Origin of the sequence: Pseudomonas sp. URIL14HWK12:I5, from assembly GCF_900176445.1 — a bacterium.
Classification (GTDB): domain Bacteria; phylum Pseudomonadota; class Gammaproteobacteria; order Pseudomonadales; family Pseudomonadaceae; genus Aquipseudomonas; species Aquipseudomonas monteilii.
Genome location: NZ_FWXQ01000018.1, coordinates 1 through 16,207, shown reverse-complemented (window position 1 = coordinate 16,207; position 16,207 = coordinate 1). Strand labels below are relative to the sequence as shown.

Below are 16,207 nucleotides of genomic sequence, written 5' to 3'. Positions count from 1 at the left end.
TTCGAGCTGAAGACCACCAACTGGCTGTCGTTCTTCAAGAACGACGACAAGTACGCCCGCGAAAAACTGTCCGGCGACCTGGAGCGTCTGCGCTCCTACTACCTGGACCGCGGCTACATCAACATGGACATCGCCTCCACCCAGGTGTCCATCACGCCAGACAAGAAGCACGTCTACATCACCGTCAACATCAACGAAGGCGAGAAGTACACCGTTCGCGACGTGAAGCTGTCCGGTGACCTGAAAGTGCCGGAAGACCAGGTCAAGTCGCTGCTGCTGGTGCAGCCGGGCCAGGTGTTCTCGCGCAAGGTGATGACCACCACATCCGATCTGATCACCCGCCGCCTGGGTAACGAAGGCTATACCTTCGCCAACGTCAACGGCGTGCCACAGCCGAACGATCAGGACCACACGGTCGACATCATGTTCGTGGTCGACCCGGGCAAGCGTGCCTACGTCAACCGTATCAACTACCGCGGCAACACCAAGACCGAAGACGAAGTGCTGCGTCGCGAAATGCGCCAGATGGAAGGTGGCTGGGCCTCGACCTACCTGATCGACCAGTCCAAGACCCGTCTGGAGCGCCTGGGCTTCTTCAAGGAAGTCAACGTAGAAACCCCGCCGGTGCCAGGCACCGACGACCAGGTCGACGTCAACTACAGCGTCGAAGAGCAGGCCTCCGGTTCGATCACCGCCAGCGTCGGTTTCGCCCAGAGCGCCGGCCTGATCCTCGGTGGTTCGATCAGCCAGAGCAACTTCCTCGGTACCGGTAACAAGGTGTCGATCGGCCTGACCCGCAGCGAATACCAGACCAAGTACAACTTCGGCTTCACCGACCCCTACTTCACCGCCGACGGCGTCAGCCTGGGCTACAACGCCTTCTACAGCAGCACCGACTACAGCGATTACTACGACGATGGTGTTTCTTACTATGCAATCAACAGCTACGGCGCCGGGGTCAGCTTTGGCTACCCGATCAACGAAACATCGCGCCTGACCTATGGACTGACCCTGCAACACGACGACATCTCGCCCGGCACCTACAGCGCCGACGAGATCTACGACTTCATCGCCCGGGAAGGCAAGAGCTTCAACAACCTCAAAGCGTCGATCGGCTGGTCTGAATCCACCCTCAACAAAGGCGTGCTGGCCACCCGTGGCCACTCGCAAAGCCTGACGCTGATGGCCACCACCCCTGGTAGCGACCTGTCGTTCTACAAACTGGACTATAACGGCCAGACCTACCTGCCGGTGACCGCCAAAACCGCGCTGCGCCTGCACACCAGCCTGGGCTACGGCAACGGTTACGGCTCCACCGATGGCCTGCCGTTCTACGAAAGCTACACCGCAGGTGGGCTGGGTTCGGTGCGCGGCTTCAAGGACGGTGGCCTCGGCCCGCGCAACACGCCGGCCACCGGCACCTATGCCAGCGCCGGCCAAGCCTATTACTCCGACCGCGATACCGATGTGCTAGGGGGCAATATCCTGATTACCGGTGGCGCCGAGTACATCTTCCCGTTGCCGTTCGTTAAGGACCAGAGCCAGCTGCGCAGTTCGGTGTTCGTCGATGCAGGCAACGTGTATGCCGACACCTGCTATCTGTCGACCACCCAGGGCTGCGGCAGCGTGGACCTGGCGCAGATGGCCGTGTCGCTGGGGGTTGGCGTGACCTGGTACAGCCCGGTGGGGCCGCTGAGCTTCAGCCTGGCGGCACCGCTGAAGAAACCGGACAACGCAGAAACGCAGATCTTCCAGTTCTCGCTGGGGCAGACCTTCTGAGCACCGACATTACCTGCTTTTACCCCTGCTTAACCCAAGTTGACAGTCACCTTGCCTAAGCTGGGCGGCATTCGAACGCCGCCCAGCAGGACACGCCCATGCCACCTTTCACACCTTGCTTGCCCAACGCATTGCGACACGATGAAGTCCCGCTCGCGCTACTCGATCTGGTCCAGCAGCGCCTGGCCAACCTGCTCGGCCCGCGTTTCACGGTGGTCCTGGGCGGCAGTGGCAACGGTGCCGGGGTCAGCCACTACCACCTGGCCATCCAGCACAACCAGAGCGGCGTTTCACTGGAAGACTATGGCGACGTCGGCGCCGGTTTCATCGAGCGCCTGCTGCGCATGGGCACCCAGGTCAGGGACATGCTCGACTCAGCCACGTTCAACCATATGGCCAGCGACGACCCAGGCCGACCCTTGGTCTGGCTCCGCGAGCTGGCCAGCCCCGGGGAAACCATTACAATGCGCACCCCATCCTGAAATATGTTTTTCTCATGAAATCACTGCTTTACGCCGTAACCTTACTGTTTTCCTTTACCCTGCCTGCCTTGGCCAACCCGCCGGCAACCTTCAGCGAAGCCAAGGTGGTGGCCAAGCAGAAGGTGTACCTGGACCAGGCCAGCAGCGCCATGGGCGACCTGTACTGCGGTTGCAAGTGGACCTGGGTGGGCAAGTCCGGTGGGCGCATCGATGCGGCCTCGTGTGGTTACCAGACCCGCAAGCAGCAGAACCGCGCCGAGCGTACCGAGTGGGAACACATCGTGCCCGCCTACACCTTCGGCAACCAGCGTCAGTGCTGGAAAAACGGCGGCCGCGAGCACTGCGTGGACAACGACCCGGTGTTCCGTGCCATGGAGGCCGATCTGTTCAACCTGTACCCGGCAGTGGGCGAGGTGAATGGTGACCGCAGCAACTTCAACTACGGCATGGTTGCCGGCAATGCCGGCGAATATGGCCAGTGCACCACCAAGGTCGATTTCGTCCAGCGCGCTGCAGAGCCGCGTGATGAAGTTAAAGGCCTGGTGGCGCGTACCACGTTCTACATGTTCGACCGATACCAACTGAGCATGTCGCGCCAGCAGCAACAGCTGTTGATGGCGTGGGACAAGCAGCACCCGGTGTCGGCCTGGGAAAAAGAACGCGACCGCCGTATTGCCGCGATCATGGGCCATGCCAACCCGTTCGTGAGTGGCGAACGCAAATGGACTGCCGACTACAAGCCGGCTGGCAGTGGTGTGGTGCAAGCGGTGCCGGTGAAAGCGACCAAGGCGCAGGCCAACCCGAGCCTGGCCAGCGCCGCGCCGGTCGGGGCTGTGCTTGGCAACCGCAACAGCCATGTTTATCACCTGTCTGTTGGCTGCCCGGGCTACAACCAGGTAGCAGCGAAGAACCAGGTGACCTTCGCCACCGAGGGTGAGGCTCAAGCTGCGGGCTATCGCAAAGCCGGTAACTGCCGATAAGTGCCCGCTCAGCTGCACCGCAAAGGGGCCGTATGGCGGCCCCTTGCTCTCACGACCTGCACACCTCATTCACCAGATTCGCCGGCCGTTCGCCGGCCAGCGCGCTGAGCAGGTTGTCTACCGCGCAGCGCGCCATGGCCTGGCGTGTCTCCTGGGTCGCCGAGCCGATGTGGGGGGTCGCTACCACGTTATCCAGCTGCAACAGCGGCGAGTCTGTGGACAGCGGCTCCTGCACGAATACATCCAGCCCCGCACCCCGTATGCGCTTGGCCCGCAGCGCATCGACCAGCGCAGGCTCATCCACCACGCGCCCACGCGAGATGTTCACCAGGATCGCCTCAGGTTTCATCAGCGCCAGCTCTCGTGCGCCAATCAGGCCTTCGGTGCTGGCACTCAGCGGCACGGTCAGGCACACGAAATCCGCCTGCTGCAACAATTCATCCAGGCTGCACTGGCGCGCGGCGTAGCGCGCCTCCACCTCGGGCTTGGGCCGCTGGCTGTGGTAAAGCACGCGCATCCCGAAGCCGGCAGCCGCTCGCCGGGCCAAGGCCTCGCCGATGCGGCCCATGCCGACGATGCCCAGCGTCTTGCCATGCACGTCACAGCCAAAATGCGCCGGGCCCAGGTTGGCCTGCCAGTGCCCGTCGCGTACCCAGTTCGCCAATTCCACTACCCGCCTGGCAGTGGCCAGGATCAAGGCAAAACCCGTGTCGGCAGTGGTTTCGGTCAGCACGTCGGGCGTGTTGGTCAGCATCACGCCGCGTTGGCTGAGCTCGGCAATGTCATAGTTGTCCACGCCGACCGAAACGCTGGACACCACTTCCAGCTGTGGCGCCAGATCGAGCAGGCTGGCATCCAGGCGCAGGCTGGCACCCAGCAAGCCATGGGCGCCCGGCAACGCGTCGCGCAGGCGGGCCAGGCCATCGGGCCGGGCGGTATCCACCCAGGTGACCTCTACGCGGTCTTGCAGGCGGGTCATCAAGTCGTCAGACAGGCGTTTATACAGGACGATTCGCTTCTTCATTGCAGGTTTCCTAAGGGTTCATGGCCAGCCGCGTGCTGTTGCGCTTGGCCCGGCCAGATGTCTGTGACGTATTGAGTGCGGCGGTAAGCGCCACGGCGGTCAGCAACGCGCCGCACATGAACAGGTAAGAAGCGCCCGGCCCGCCAGTGGCGCCATTGAGGTAGCCCACCAGCCACGAACCGCCGAACGAACCCAGCGCGCCCATGCTGTTGACCAGCGCCATGGCCCCGCCTGCGACGTTGGCCGGCAGGATCTCGGGCACGATCGCGAAGAACGGGCCATAGGGTGCATACATGCAGGCGCCGGCCAGCACCAGCAGCGCGTACGACAACCAGAAATGCTCGCTGCCCAAGGCGTACGAGCCATAGAACGCCACTGCGGCCACCAGCAGCGGCGGCCAGACGAAGCGCTTGCGCTTTTGCAGGCGGTCGGAGGCCCAGGACACGCCCACCATCGCCAGTACCGCCGCCAGGTAAGGCACCGAGGCCAGCCAGCCGGCCTGCACGATATCGACATTGGCCGCCTGCTTGAGGATCGACGGCAGCCACAGCACGAAGCCATAGACGCCGATGCTCCAGCAGAAGTACTGCAGCGCCAGGATGATCACCTGCGGCGAACGGAACGCCTCGCGGTAGTTCTTCACAGGCTTGATGCCCTGCTGCTCGGCAGCCAGCGCCTGCTGCAGGGCTTCTTTTTCCTGCTCGCTCAGCCAGTTCACCTGGGCCGGGCGGTCGTCGACCAAGCGCCACCAGAAGAACGCCCAGATGACGGCTGGCAGGCCTTCGATGATGAACATCCAGCGCCAGTCGTAATGCTTGATGAGGTAACCCGACACCACCGACATCCACAGAATGGTCACCGGGTTGCCCAGCATCAGGAAGGTATTGGCACGCGAACGCTCGGCACGGGTGAACCAATGGCACAGGTACACCAGCATCGCCGGCATGACGGCGGCCTCCACCACCCCGAGCAGGAAGCGGATGCCAATCAGCATGTAGACGTTGCTGAGCATGCCCGTGAGTGTGGCAAGGCCACCCCAGAGGATCAGGCAGACGAAAATCAGCTTCTTCACGCTGCGCTTTTCGGCGTAGATGGCGCCAGGCACCTGGAAGAAGAAGTAGCCGAGGAAGAACAGTGCGCCCAGCAGCGAAGACAGCACCGGGGTGATATGCAGGTCTTCGGCCATGCCGGACGCTGCAGCGAAACCGTAATTGGCGCGGTCCAGATACGCCAGGCTGTAAGTGACGAACACAATCGGGATGATGTACCACCAGCGGCGAGGTGCCAGGCTTTGGCTTTGCATGGTTTGTTTCTCCTGAGCTTGTTGTTTTTGTTGCAACAGGTGATTCGGGGTCAAGGGGTCACGCGCTTCTGCGCAGGTCGAAGGCCTCCAGCTCGTGGCGCAGCGGCAGCCCTTCCATGTCGCCTCGTGACTGCACGGCACGGCTGCCGCACCAGTTGCCGCGCGCCACCGCCTCGGCCACTGCGCGGCCCTCCAGCAACGCGCTGAGCACGCCGACGGCAAAGGCATCACCGGCGCCGACGGTGTCCACGACACGGCTGACGGGCACGGCTGCTACCTGGCCTTCCCCATTGGCACTGCGCAAGTAGGCACCGGCGTCACCCAGCTTGATCACCACCAACTCAACCCCTCGGTCGAGGTAGAACGCGGCGATGTCTGCCGGGGTGTGCCGGCCGGTCAGCAACCGGCCCTCTTCCAGGCCCGGTAAAACCCAGTCGGCCTTGACCGCCAGGGCATTGATTTCGCGCACCATGCTGGTTTGATCAGGCCATAACGAGGGGCGCAGGTTGGGGTCGAACGAGATGCTGCGACCGGCTGCACGCATGGCGTCGACCAACGTGTGTGACAGGGCCCGGCAGCTATCCGACAGCGCCAGCGGAATGCCAGTGGCGTGCAGGTGCCGCGCTTGCAACAGGTCTGCACGCAGCAGTTGGGGTGACAACTTGCTGGCCGCCGAACCACGGCGGAAGTACTCCACAGCCGGGTCGCTGCCGTCATCGCAGCGGGCCTTGAGCTGAAAGCCCGTGGGGCAGTGGGTATCCACTTCGACACCAGAACAGTCCAGGCCTTCGCGTTGCAGGCTGTCGAGCACGAAACGGCCCAGTGAATCGTCACCGACCCGGCTCAACCAGCGCACCTTGAACCCCAGCCGCGCCAGGCCGATCGCCACATTACTGTCGGCGCCGGCAATGCGCTTGCCAAACTGGCCGACACTGGCCAGGTCGCCGGTTTGCTCGGCAACGAACATGGCCATGGTTTCACCAAAACACAGCACGTCATGCTCATGCATGGGCCACCTCCTCCCCCAGCGCAGACAGGCTACGCACCTGGGCACGGGTCAGCGCCAGCAGGTCGTCGCCCACCAGGGGGTACTCGACAGCGCGCACCACGCCGGGGGCGAACTCGGCCATCAGCGTTGCCCACGCTTGCAGGTCAGCTGCTTGCGGCGGTATGGCAACCCGTCGGCCATCGGCCCGGCGCTCCACAGCCTTGCAATGCACATAGCGCACCCAGCGGCCCAGTTGACGCGCGGCTTGCCTCGCAGACTCGTCTTGCCATTGCCAGTTGCCAATATCGAAGGTCATGCCCAGGCGCAGCCCAAGCAGGTCGGCATGCCGGAAGAACTGCAGCAGCGGTTCGATCCTGCCACCGTGTTCAGTCTGGTCGTTTTCCACCAGCAACAGCGGCCCCTGTGCGGGCAGTAGCGCTGCCAGGGCGGTGACATCGCAACGCTCGTTGAAGTGCCCCAAGGACACCTTGAGCGCTACCGCGCCAAACGCGCGGGCGAGCTCCAGCTTCTGCACCACAAGTGGGTCAGGTACGCCTTGCGCGGTCCACAACTCCAGGGGTGTCGAGTACAGGCATTCCAGGCGCAATGCGGCAATGACAGCACCCAGCGCTGTCGCGTCCGGCGCACTGGCAAACAGTTCTTCGCGCAACTCCACACGGCTAACGCCAGCGGCGGCCAGCAGGTCAAGGAACTGCTCCTGACCACGTTGCCGCACGAAGTCGGCGCCGTAGCTGGAGAGGCTGATGGAAACGGGGTTCGTGTGCATTGTTCTTGTCCTTATGAAACCGGTTTCATTTTTAATCGACAGCAGCAGGCGCCAGCCTGCCGTTGCTTATTGGGGTTGGGTTGAGCCTCGGATGATCAGCTCGGCCTTGAAGTCGATGCGCCGGGCCGCCCCGCTGTTGCCGCGCAGGCGGCCAAGCAGGCTTTCGAAAGCCGCCACACCGATACGCTCGGTGGGTTGCGCCAGTGCAGTGATGCCTTTACCGACCAAGGGGTACCAGTCAAGGTCGTCGAGGGCGATCAACCCGACGTCGGCAAACAGGTTGCGCCCTGCTTCGTGCAAGGCCCGGGTCACCGCCAAGGTTGCAACGCCGTTGAAGGTGAAGATGGCTTGCGGGCCATGGCCACGGCTGGCCAGGAATGACGCCAGCTGCCCCTCCAGCCCGGTGCCGATTTCCAGCACCTGCTGGCGCATGCCGGCCCGACGGCTGACCGACGTGCCGAATGCCTGCACCCGCTCCAGGCGTGAGCTGGTGCCATCGAGGGGTTCGCTGACCGCCAGGATATCGCGGTAGCCCTGTGCCTGCAGGTGGTCGAGGGCCTGCTCGACCGCATCGGCATTGTCCAGCCCAACCAGGTCGACATTCAGCTCGGGCAATTGCCGATCGACCAGCACCATGGGAATGTCACGCTGCAGGTTGAGCAACTCGCCGGGGTGATGACCAAGGGTGTTCACGATCAGCCCTTCGACGTTGTAGCTCTGCAGGGCCACCAGGTGATGACGCTCCTGCTCGTCGTCGCGGTTGGTGTTGCACACCACCAGGCTGTAACCGTGTTGACGGCAGGCGGTTTCCACGCCATGCATCACGGCCACTGAGTAGGGGTTGAGAATATCGGCTACCAGCATGCCGATCAGTCGCGTCTGGCCGCGCTTGAGGCCACGGGCCATCTGGTTGGGGCGATAGCCAAGCCGTTCGATGACGTCTTCCAGGCGCTTGGCCGTGGCTTCGGCCAGCAACTGGCGATCACCACCGATGTAACGGGAAACGGTGGCTTTGGAAACGCCAGCGACACGCGCTACTTCGCTGATGGTGACCCGTTCGCGGGCATGGGCAGGCGCGTCGGTCATGGGCAGTCCTTATGATTGTTGTGATAGCGATGAAACCGGTTTCAATACAGCAAAACTGCGGCAGTTCGTCAACCTTCCACTGGTCGGCAATGTGGAAATAAACATGATATTCGAGGTTAGATAAGCAAATTAAATGATTGATGCAAATACAATTTCAACCAAAAAACTGTGGGAGCGGGTTCACCCGCGAATGCGGCGGTAGATTCGACATCGCATTCGCGGGTAAACCCGCTCCCACAGAGGATCAGGGTGCAGCTGGAGAAGTCAGCGAAGCGACTTCACATCATCGGCCGTGACGGCGCTTCCCTGGTTGCCCCAACTGCTCCTGATGAAGTTCACCACCTCGGCAACCTCCTGGTCGCTCAGGCGCCATCCAAACGCCGGCATGGTGAAATTCGAAGGCGCCGTGTGCGTCGCCGGTACCGTGCCCCCTGCCAGCACCACATGGATCAGCGACGTGGCATCCGCCGTCTGCACCACCGGGTTGCCGGCCAAAGCCGGGAACGCGCGGGTGTAACCCTGGCCGTCGGTACGGTGGCAGGCCGCGCAATTGTCGATGTACACCGCCGCCCCTGGCTTGCTGTCATCGCCCTTCCACAGCGCATCCGCCACCTGCTTGTCGTAGACGTGTGGCCGGTCTTCAGGGTTGCTCGGCGGCAGGGTCTTCAGGTAACGGGCGATCGCGGTCAGGTCGGCATCACTCAGGTGCTGCATGCTGTGCTCGACCACGTCGCTCATGCCACCGAACACGGCGCTGCGATCACTGCGCCCAGTCTTGAGAAACTGCACCAGCTGTGCTTCGCTCCAGCTGCCCAGGCCGTCCTTGTGGTCACCACGCAGGTTCTTGGCAATCCAGCCTTCCAGCGGTGCGCTGCCGGCCAGAAACTGCTCACCCTCTGCCGGGCTAAGCGCCTTTTCCTGCATGGTCAGCGCCCGCGGCGTATGGCAGGCACCACAATGGCCAAGGCCCTCGACCAGGTACGCACCACGGTTTACCACCGGGTCGGCAGCAGCCGTTGCCTGCCAAGGCTTGGCCTCTGGCGCGAAAAGGCCGCGCCAGACAGCCAGCGGCCAACGCATGCTCAGCGGCCAGGGGATGTCGCTGGCCTTGTTCGCCTGTTCGACGGGCGCCACGCCCTTCATGAAGTAGGCGTACAGCGCCTGCATGTCCTGCTCGCTGACGCGCGCGTAAGACGGGTATGGCATGGCTGGGTACAGGGTGCTGCCGTCCTTGCGGATGCCCTTGCGCACGGCCTGGTCGAAGTCTTCGAAGCTGTACTGGCCAATGCCGCTGGCAGCCGGGGTGATGTTGGTGGAGTACACCGTGCCGATCGGCGTTTCCATCGGCAGCCCACCGGCAAAGGGCTGGCCGTTCTTGGCGGTATGGCAGGCCACACAGTCACCGGCACGGGCCAGGTACTCCCCCTGGCGCACCTGGGCATCATCATTCGCGGTGGCTTGTACAGCCGTCGTGGCCCCCAGCAGCAGGGTTGCGATCAACATTGTCTTCATGCTCATCGCTCCTCAAGCCTGGACCAGCGGACCGGGGTTTTTCAGGTACTGCTCGCGGATGGCGCGGGCCGACCAGTAGGTCAACGCGGCCACCAGCCCGGTCGGGTTGTACCCCAGGCCCTGAGGGAACGCCGAAGCGCCCGGGACAAACACGTTATGCACGTCCCAGCTTTGCAGGTAACGGTTCAGTGCGCTGGTCTTGGGGTCGGTGCCCATGATCGCGCCGCCGTTCAGGTGGGTGGTCTGGTAGCTGGCGGTGTTGAAGTGGTCCTTGACCTTCTTGCCCAGTACCGCGATGGACTTGGGGTTCATCGCCTGGGCGATCTTGCTCAGCTTGTCGACCATGAACTGGTTCATCCTGATGTCGTTTTCCTGCCAGTCAAAGGTCATGCGCAGCAGCGGCTGGCCATAGGCGTCGCGATAAGTCGGGTCCAGGTCCAGGTAATTGCCACGGTACGACTGGTGGGCGCCATGGGCGTCCATCGATACCTGATGGGTGTAGTAGTCGGCTGTGGCTTTCTTCCAGGCGCTGCCCCAGGCTGGCGTGCCCGGCGGGTTGGCGGTGCCGGCAATCGGCCGGCTGCCCGCCTGGTTCACCCACATCGGTGAGCCGCCGACGAAGCCGTGCGGGCCATGGTCGAAGTTGTCGGCGTTGAAATCGTCGATGGCGATGCCGTTGCCGCCCGCGCCGATGAAGTTGTTGGTGTAGGTGTCCTTGTCGAAGAACGCCTTGACCGTGCCCATGTTCTGATAGGCAAAGTTCCGCCCCACCACGCCTTCGTTCTTCACCGGGTCGTAAGGCTTGCCAATGCCGGAAAGCAGCATCAGGCGCACGTTATTGAACTGGAACGCCGCCAGGATCACCAACTCCGCCGGCTGTTCTACCTCGCGCCCCTGGGCATCGATGTAGGTGACGCCGGTGGCCTTGCGCTTACTGTCGTCCAGGTTCACCCGCAGCACATGGGCATTGGGCCGCAGCTCGAAGTTAGGCACTTGGCGCAGCGCCGGCAAAATGTTCACGTTGGGCGAGGCCTTGGAGTACATGTAGCACACGTACCCGCTGCAGAAACCACAGAAGTTGCACGGCCCCATCTGTGCCCCGTAGGGGTTGGTGTATGGCCCGGAGGTGTTGGCCGATGGCAGGTTGTAAGGTTTGTAGCCCAGGCTGGTGGCGGCCTTTTCGAACAACCTGGCCGACACCACGTTCTTCTGCGCGGGCAGCGGGAACGGGCTGGAGCGGTCCGGCGCATAGGGGTTGCCGCCCTTCCCTTCGCCCACGACCTTGCCGTTGACGGTCCAGGCCTGGCCAGAGGTGCCGAACACCTTTTCAGCGAAGTCGAAATACGGCTCCAGCTCCTCGTAAGTGACGCCAAAGTCCTGGATGGTCATGTCGTCGGGGATGAACTTTCGCCCGTATCGTTCTTCGTAGTGGCTGCGCATGCGCAACTCGACCGGGTCTACCCGAAAGTGCACACCCGACCAGTGCAAGCCCGCGCCGCCCACGCCTTTGCCCGGCAAGAAAGCGCCAAGCTGGCGATTGGGCAGTGCCACATCGTTTATGCTGTGGCGGACAGTGACGGTTTCTTTAGACACGTCGACGAACAGCTTCTTGCGCACGCTGTAGGTCAACTCGTCGATCACCTGCGGGTAGCTGCCTTCCGGGTAGGTGTCCTGCATCGGCCCACGTTCCAGCGCCACCACCTGCAGCCCGGCCTCGGTCAGCTCCTTGGCCATGATCGCACCGGCCCAGCCGAAGCCGACGATCACCGCATCCACTTTGTTCAACACAGTCGCCATGCCTCAGGCCCTCTCGCCGCGGATCGATACAGCCGGGAACGGGTAAGGCTCGTTGCGCTCGACCCAGTCCATGAAGTCGGCGCGGGCGCCGGGGAAGCCGATCTGGGTCCAGCCGACCATGCCTTTGTTGCCGCCATGGATCGGGTCGCAGAAAAAACCTTCGCGGGTGTTCTGCACCAGCAAGCTGAAAAACACCTTGGCCGGCACGGTGTCGAAAACCAGCTCTCCGGCCTCGATCTTGGCGAGAATACGGTCTTGGGTAGCGCTATCTTGTACAGCAAAAACCTGCCCGGAATTGGCCTTGCACCAGTCGTCCACGGCAGCGATGCCCAAGCGGTAGATTTGTTGCGGGCTGAGCTGCAACTGATAACCCAGCTCGGGCGCAGCGTCGGCGTTGAAAGGGCCTTGCATGTACCACTGTGCGCCAGTGGCGTACGGCGTGTTCATCTGCCGGTCGATGAATTCGGCAGCGCCGGCTTCAAGCGCGCCGGGGCCAAGTTCATCGGCCGGAATGATGCGGGACACGGCGGCTTGTAGAAACGCCCACTCTTCAGCGCTGAAAAATGTCGGCTGATAGTTACCCGCCGGTGGCGTGGCCGGCACTTTCGGTGGCTGTTGCTGTTGCTGCTGTTGCGGGGCGGCAAGCAGTTGGCTGGCACCCACGCCCAGCCCTGTGCTGACCACGGTAACGACAGGGATCAGGGTCAAGGTCTTGCGCAGAAAATCCCTGCGCGGGTTGTCTGGGGCATGCTCAGGCATCGGGAATCCTCATCGGCTCTGGGGCGGCCTTGATAAGCGCCATCTGATTTTCAATAGAGAGGTGATCTTGATAGGCCATCAAGAAGACAGCCGGATAATCTAGCGCGTTCAGAAATGTTTTGAAACCGGTTTCATAGTTGACTTCTCGTCTCTGCCGCAAGGCCAGAGCGCTGTCGGGCCAAGGCTTTTTTCACATCTGCCTCACTCTCTACCGACATCCTGCTACCTACAGTGCCGACGCTCTCGTAATGGAGCGAGCTGACTGGAGTGGCAAACATGCTGCAAGGCGTTATCGACAAATCCCCCGCCTCACGCCGCGTGCAGGTACACCGGTTACCTTGGGGCACAGCGCTATTCGCAGTCTTGTGCCTGCTGTTCGTCCTGGGCGTGGCAGCAGCCTGCGCGCATGCCCGCACGGCCGTCCCCAACCTGGGCAACCCGCACCACCTGCAACGCAGTGGGCTGGAGGCCGCTTGGGCAAAAGGCTCAGTGATTGTGGTACTGCGCCATGCCGAACGCTGCGACCGGTCCAGAGGTGCCTGCCTGGGTGACCCCAGCGGCATTACGGTTGCGGGCAGCCAGGTGGCCGCCGCTGTAGGCCAAGGCCTGCAACACCTTGGCCTGGCGTCATCCGACGTGTGGACCAGCCCGGAGGTGCGCACCCGACAAACCGCACAAGCCATGTTTGGTAAAACCATGGCCACGCAAGGTTGGCTTAACCAGTGTGACGGACACTTTGCCGATAACGCCTTTAGCCACAAGCGGGCCGGCCACAACCTCGTGCTGGTCAGCCACAGCGGTTGCATGGAACAGCTGGAGCAAGCGCTTCAGGTACCCGTCAGCGCGACGTCGAACAGCTATGCCAGTGCCCTGTTCATCACCCAGGGCAGCGATGGCAAGGCAACGCTGCTGGGCCAGATGGCTGCCAGTGAATGGCGCAAACTTGTTGATGCCAAGGAGCTGTGAATATGCCGTCCCGCACCGCTTTCTACCGCAACAACCTGCTACTGCCGCTGTTGCTGGCCGCCATCGTGTTCGTGGCATTCGACCTCACCGAGTTCGATCGCTGGATCAGCAACCTGCTGCTCGACCCCGCCACCGGTCAGTTCCCGCTGCTGCACAATCAGTGGTTCGAGAAGGTCACCCACAAGTGGCCGCGCATCCTGCCGGACTGGACAGGTGAACTGGCAGTCATCGGCAGCTTGCTGTCGTTCATCTGGCCGCGCTTGGCCAACCGTCCCCAACTGGGGCTGACCCGGGTGCTGGAAAAAGCCCGTATCGCACCCGTGCTGCGCTTCACCACCCAACACCGCCGCGACTTGCTGTTCGTGGTCGTGGCGTTTGCACTGAGCACGACCGTGATTCATTACCTGAAAAGCCACACCAGTGTGTATTGCCCTGTCGAAACCACGCTATATGGCGGTACGCAGGCCCGCGTTGAATGGTTCGAAAACTTCTCCTGGTGGAACAAGGCCGGCGCTGGCCGCTGCTGGCCGGGTGGCCATGCCTCCAGCGGATTTACCTTGTTGGCGCTGTACTTCGTGGCATTGCGTCATCGCTGGGCACAGGCACGCAAGTTGCTGGTGATCATTCTGCTGATCGGGTTCGTGTACGGCACAACACGGGTACTGCAGGGCTGGCACTATATGTCCCATACATTCTGGGCGGGGATTTCTGTCTGGCTGACAACCTGGGTAACGGCGTTGCTCTTCTATGGCCGCATCGCGTTGCAGGCGCCAGAACACAGCCCGGTCATTCATGACGCTGCCATGGCGCAGCCCTTGTAGAGCGGCCTTGTCTCTCAGCAAGGGGCATAGTGGAATCTGACAGGCACTTGTTATCCACTTAGTTGCTAATAATACTTTCAAAATAAACCTTAGCGAAACTTCCTACAGCGCTTTAGGAAGTTTCAATCTCCCCTGCCTATTGATTCCTCGTTAGTCTTCAGGATTTCGCAAGATACTTGTGCGCGACCGCATGGAAAGTGCGCGGTCATCGCGTGAGCCTGATCTGTTAACTGACGAGGATTATGGATGTCCAGACAGTCCGACGGCACTGACAAGCCTGTGCCCGCCATGAAAAAGCCAATTCTGCTTGAGGATATAGAGGCTGCCCAGCAGCCTCACAGCGGGGCTGGCCCTGAACACGCTACGGAGCCGCTCGGCTACCCCGCCGACCCGCAGTTCCAGCTACGTGGCGGCTTCAAAAACCTGATGCTCGATGCGGCAACCCCGCTGTTCGGCCTGGTCATTCGCCTGCGTACGCTGGATGACCTGCCCAACATCGCCTACGTGCACAAGGCCGTGCAAAACCAGGTCAGTAACATCCGCGAAGAAATCCGGCAGCACGGCTACCCCGTTGCCCAGCAGGAAGCCTACTCCTACGCCCTGTGCCTGTTCCTGGACGAGGCCGTCATGAGCCGCCCGTGGGGCAACAATTCGTGCTGGAGCCACGAACCGCTGCTCAGCATCTTCCATGACGAATCCCAGGGCGGTGAAAAAATCTTCGTGCTGCTCGAGCGCGTCATGCAGTCGCCCAAGGAATTCCAGGATGTACTGGAGTTCCTGTACTTCAGCATTTGCCTGGGCCTGCGCGGCAAGCACGCCCTCGACCCCAGGTGCGACGACATCATCAAGGCCCTGATCTCGCGCATGCACAAGGTCATCCGCGAACTGCGCGGCCCCATCCCCGAAGACGTATGCGACCCCTACACCAACGTCGTCCATCGCCCCTACCGCGGGCGGCGTTGGGAGTGGCCCTGGTGGAGCCCACTGGTGCTCTCGGCCATCGCCATGGTCTGCGCCTACAGCTACTACAGCTACCGCCTCGACCTGATCACCGCCGAAGTCCTGCAATCGCTCGACGCCATCTTGCAGCAGTAGCGGGGACGCCACATGCCTAGCCAAACCGATTTGCATTTTACCTTCCAGCCGCTGGTTGGCCGCAGCGAGTTCGAGGTGGTGTCGTTCGAGCTGGACGAGGCCATCAGCACGCCGTTCCAGTTGCACCTGGAACTGATCAGCTTCGAAGACGATGTCGACTTCGGCCAGCTGCTCGACAAGCCGGTGCTGTTCACGATCTGGCGTGGTGAGCGCCCGTTGCGCTACGTGCACGGGCTGGTCAGCACCTTCAGCCAGGGCGAAACGGGGTTCCACCGCACCCGTTACCGCGCTCTGGTCGAGCCCGTGCTGGCCCGCGCGGGGCTGCGTTCGAACTGGCGCATCTTCCAGCAGAAAACCGTGCCACAGATTCTGCAGATCATGCTCGAGCGCCAGGGCATCACCGGCTACACGCTGAAGAGCATCGACAAACACGAGGTGCGCGAGTTCTGCGTGCAAGCCGGTGAAACCGACCTCGACTTCATTGCCCGCCTGGCCGCTGAAGAGGGCTTCGTCTACCGCTTCGAACACACGGTAAAAGGCCACACGCTGATCATCACCGACCGGTTGCTGGCGCTGGGGCAGATCAGCCGAGGCGCCATTCAGGCCGACGATGATGACGAAGGTTTCTTCGAGCCGGACGACATCGACCCCAACCAGGTGCTTTACCACGCCACCAGCGGCGGCAATCAGGCCGGGCCTTGCCTGCGCCGCCTGCGCTACAGCGAACAAGTGCGAACCGCCCGCCAGGTGCAGCGCGACTACACCTTCATCCACCCGGCGTACCGCCTGGAGCAGCGTGCCCAGGGCAACGACCTGACACACCAGTCC

General features: G+C 62.4%; 15 protein-coding genes. 7 read left to right on the top strand and 8 right to left on the bottom strand.

Annotated features, from left to right (window positions below):
- The 3 genes from bamA to B9A31_RS26690 all read left to right on the top strand — a co-directional run.
- The coding region (gene bamA, locus B9A31_RS26700) for an outer membrane protein assembly factor BamA (protein WP_084297560.1) at positions 1-1,779 on the top strand (1,779 nt) is incomplete at its 5' end.
- Positions 1,780-1,877: 98 nt separating this feature from the next.
- The gene (locus B9A31_RS26695; protein ID WP_019098765.1) at positions 1,878-2,261 is read left to right on the top strand and encodes a hypothetical protein; all 384 of its coding nucleotides are present in this window, start codon (positions 1,878-1,880) and stop codon (positions 2,259-2,261) included.
- 14 nt (positions 2,262-2,275) lie between these two features.
- Positions 2,276-3,241 carry an endonuclease gene (locus tag B9A31_RS26690; protein WP_019098764.1) on the top strand — a complete coding sequence of 322 codons (966 nt, stop codon included), beginning with the start codon at positions 2,276-2,278 and terminating at the stop codon, positions 3,239-3,241.
- 49 nt (positions 3,242-3,290) lie between these two features.
- On the opposite strand, the gene B9A31_RS26685 is transcribed toward B9A31_RS26690, so the two are convergent.
- The 8 genes from B9A31_RS26685 to B9A31_RS26650 all read right to left on the bottom strand — a co-directional run bounded on the left by B9A31_RS26685 (position 3,291) and on the right by B9A31_RS26650 (position 12,497).
- A complete protein-coding gene (locus tag B9A31_RS26685; RefSeq protein ID WP_016714063.1) occupies positions 3,291-4,265 on the bottom strand; it encodes a 2-hydroxyacid dehydrogenase in 975 nt (324 codons plus the stop codon).
- 10 nt (positions 4,266-4,275) lie between these two features.
- Positions 4,276-5,568, bottom strand: coding sequence for an MFS transporter (locus B9A31_RS26680; protein ID WP_084297559.1), 1,293 nt, complete (start codon positions 5,566-5,568; stop codon positions 4,276-4,278).
- A gap of 58 nt (positions 5,569-5,626) precedes the next feature.
- On the bottom strand, positions 5,627-6,577 hold the full coding sequence (locus B9A31_RS26675) for a sugar kinase (RefSeq protein WP_019098763.1): 951 nt from the start codon (positions 6,575-6,577) through the stop codon (positions 5,627-5,629).
- Positions 6,570-7,343 carry a sugar phosphate isomerase/epimerase family protein gene (locus B9A31_RS26670; protein ID WP_084297558.1) on the bottom strand — a complete coding sequence of 258 codons (774 nt, stop codon included), beginning with the start codon at positions 7,341-7,343 and terminating at the stop codon, positions 6,570-6,572. Before B9A31_RS26670 ends, B9A31_RS26675 begins: the two co-directional genes overlap by 8 nt.
- A gap of 66 nt (positions 7,344-7,409) precedes the next feature.
- A complete protein-coding gene (gene ptxS, locus B9A31_RS26665; protein WP_019098761.1) occupies positions 7,410-8,429 on the bottom strand; it encodes a transcriptional regulator PtxS in 1,020 nt (339 codons plus the stop codon).
- Positions 8,430-8,693: 264 nt separating this feature from the next.
- Positions 8,694-9,941 (bottom strand): cytochrome c, encoded by a 1,248-nt coding sequence (locus B9A31_RS26660; RefSeq protein ID WP_084297557.1) that lies wholly within the window; start codon positions 9,939-9,941, stop codon positions 8,694-8,696.
- Positions 9,942-9,953: 12 nt separating this feature from the next.
- On the bottom strand, positions 9,954-11,738 hold the full coding sequence (locus B9A31_RS26655; protein ID WP_019098759.1) for a GMC family oxidoreductase: 1,785 nt from the start codon (positions 11,736-11,738) through the stop codon (positions 9,954-9,956).
- 3 nt (positions 11,739-11,741) lie between these two features.
- A complete protein-coding gene (locus B9A31_RS26650) occupies positions 11,742-12,497 on the bottom strand; it encodes a gluconate 2-dehydrogenase subunit 3 family protein (RefSeq protein WP_084297556.1) in 756 nt (251 codons plus the stop codon).
- Positions 12,498-12,773: 276 nt separating this feature from the next.
- Between B9A31_RS26650 and B9A31_RS26645 the strand changes: the two genes are divergently transcribed.
- From B9A31_RS26645 to B9A31_RS26630, 4 genes are all read left to right on the top strand, one after another.
- Entirely contained in the window at positions 12,774-13,463 is a 690-nt protein-coding gene (locus B9A31_RS26645) for a lipopolysaccharide core heptose(II)-phosphate phosphatase PmrG (RefSeq protein WP_025755039.1), read from the top strand.
- Between the two features lie 2 nt (positions 13,464-13,465).
- A complete protein-coding gene (locus B9A31_RS26640; protein WP_084297555.1) occupies positions 13,466-14,284 on the top strand; it encodes a phosphatase PAP2 family protein in 819 nt (272 codons plus the stop codon).
- A gap of 246 nt (positions 14,285-14,530) precedes the next feature.
- Positions 14,531-15,379 (top strand): type IVB secretion system protein IcmH/DotU, encoded by an 849-nt coding sequence (icmH, locus tag B9A31_RS26635; protein WP_028624847.1) that lies wholly within the window; start codon positions 14,531-14,533, stop codon positions 15,377-15,379.
- 12 nt (positions 15,380-15,391) lie between these two features.
- A partial coding sequence (locus B9A31_RS26630) for a type VI secretion system Vgr family protein (RefSeq protein ID WP_143512102.1) occupies positions 15,392-16,207 on the top strand: 816 nt, incomplete at its 3' end.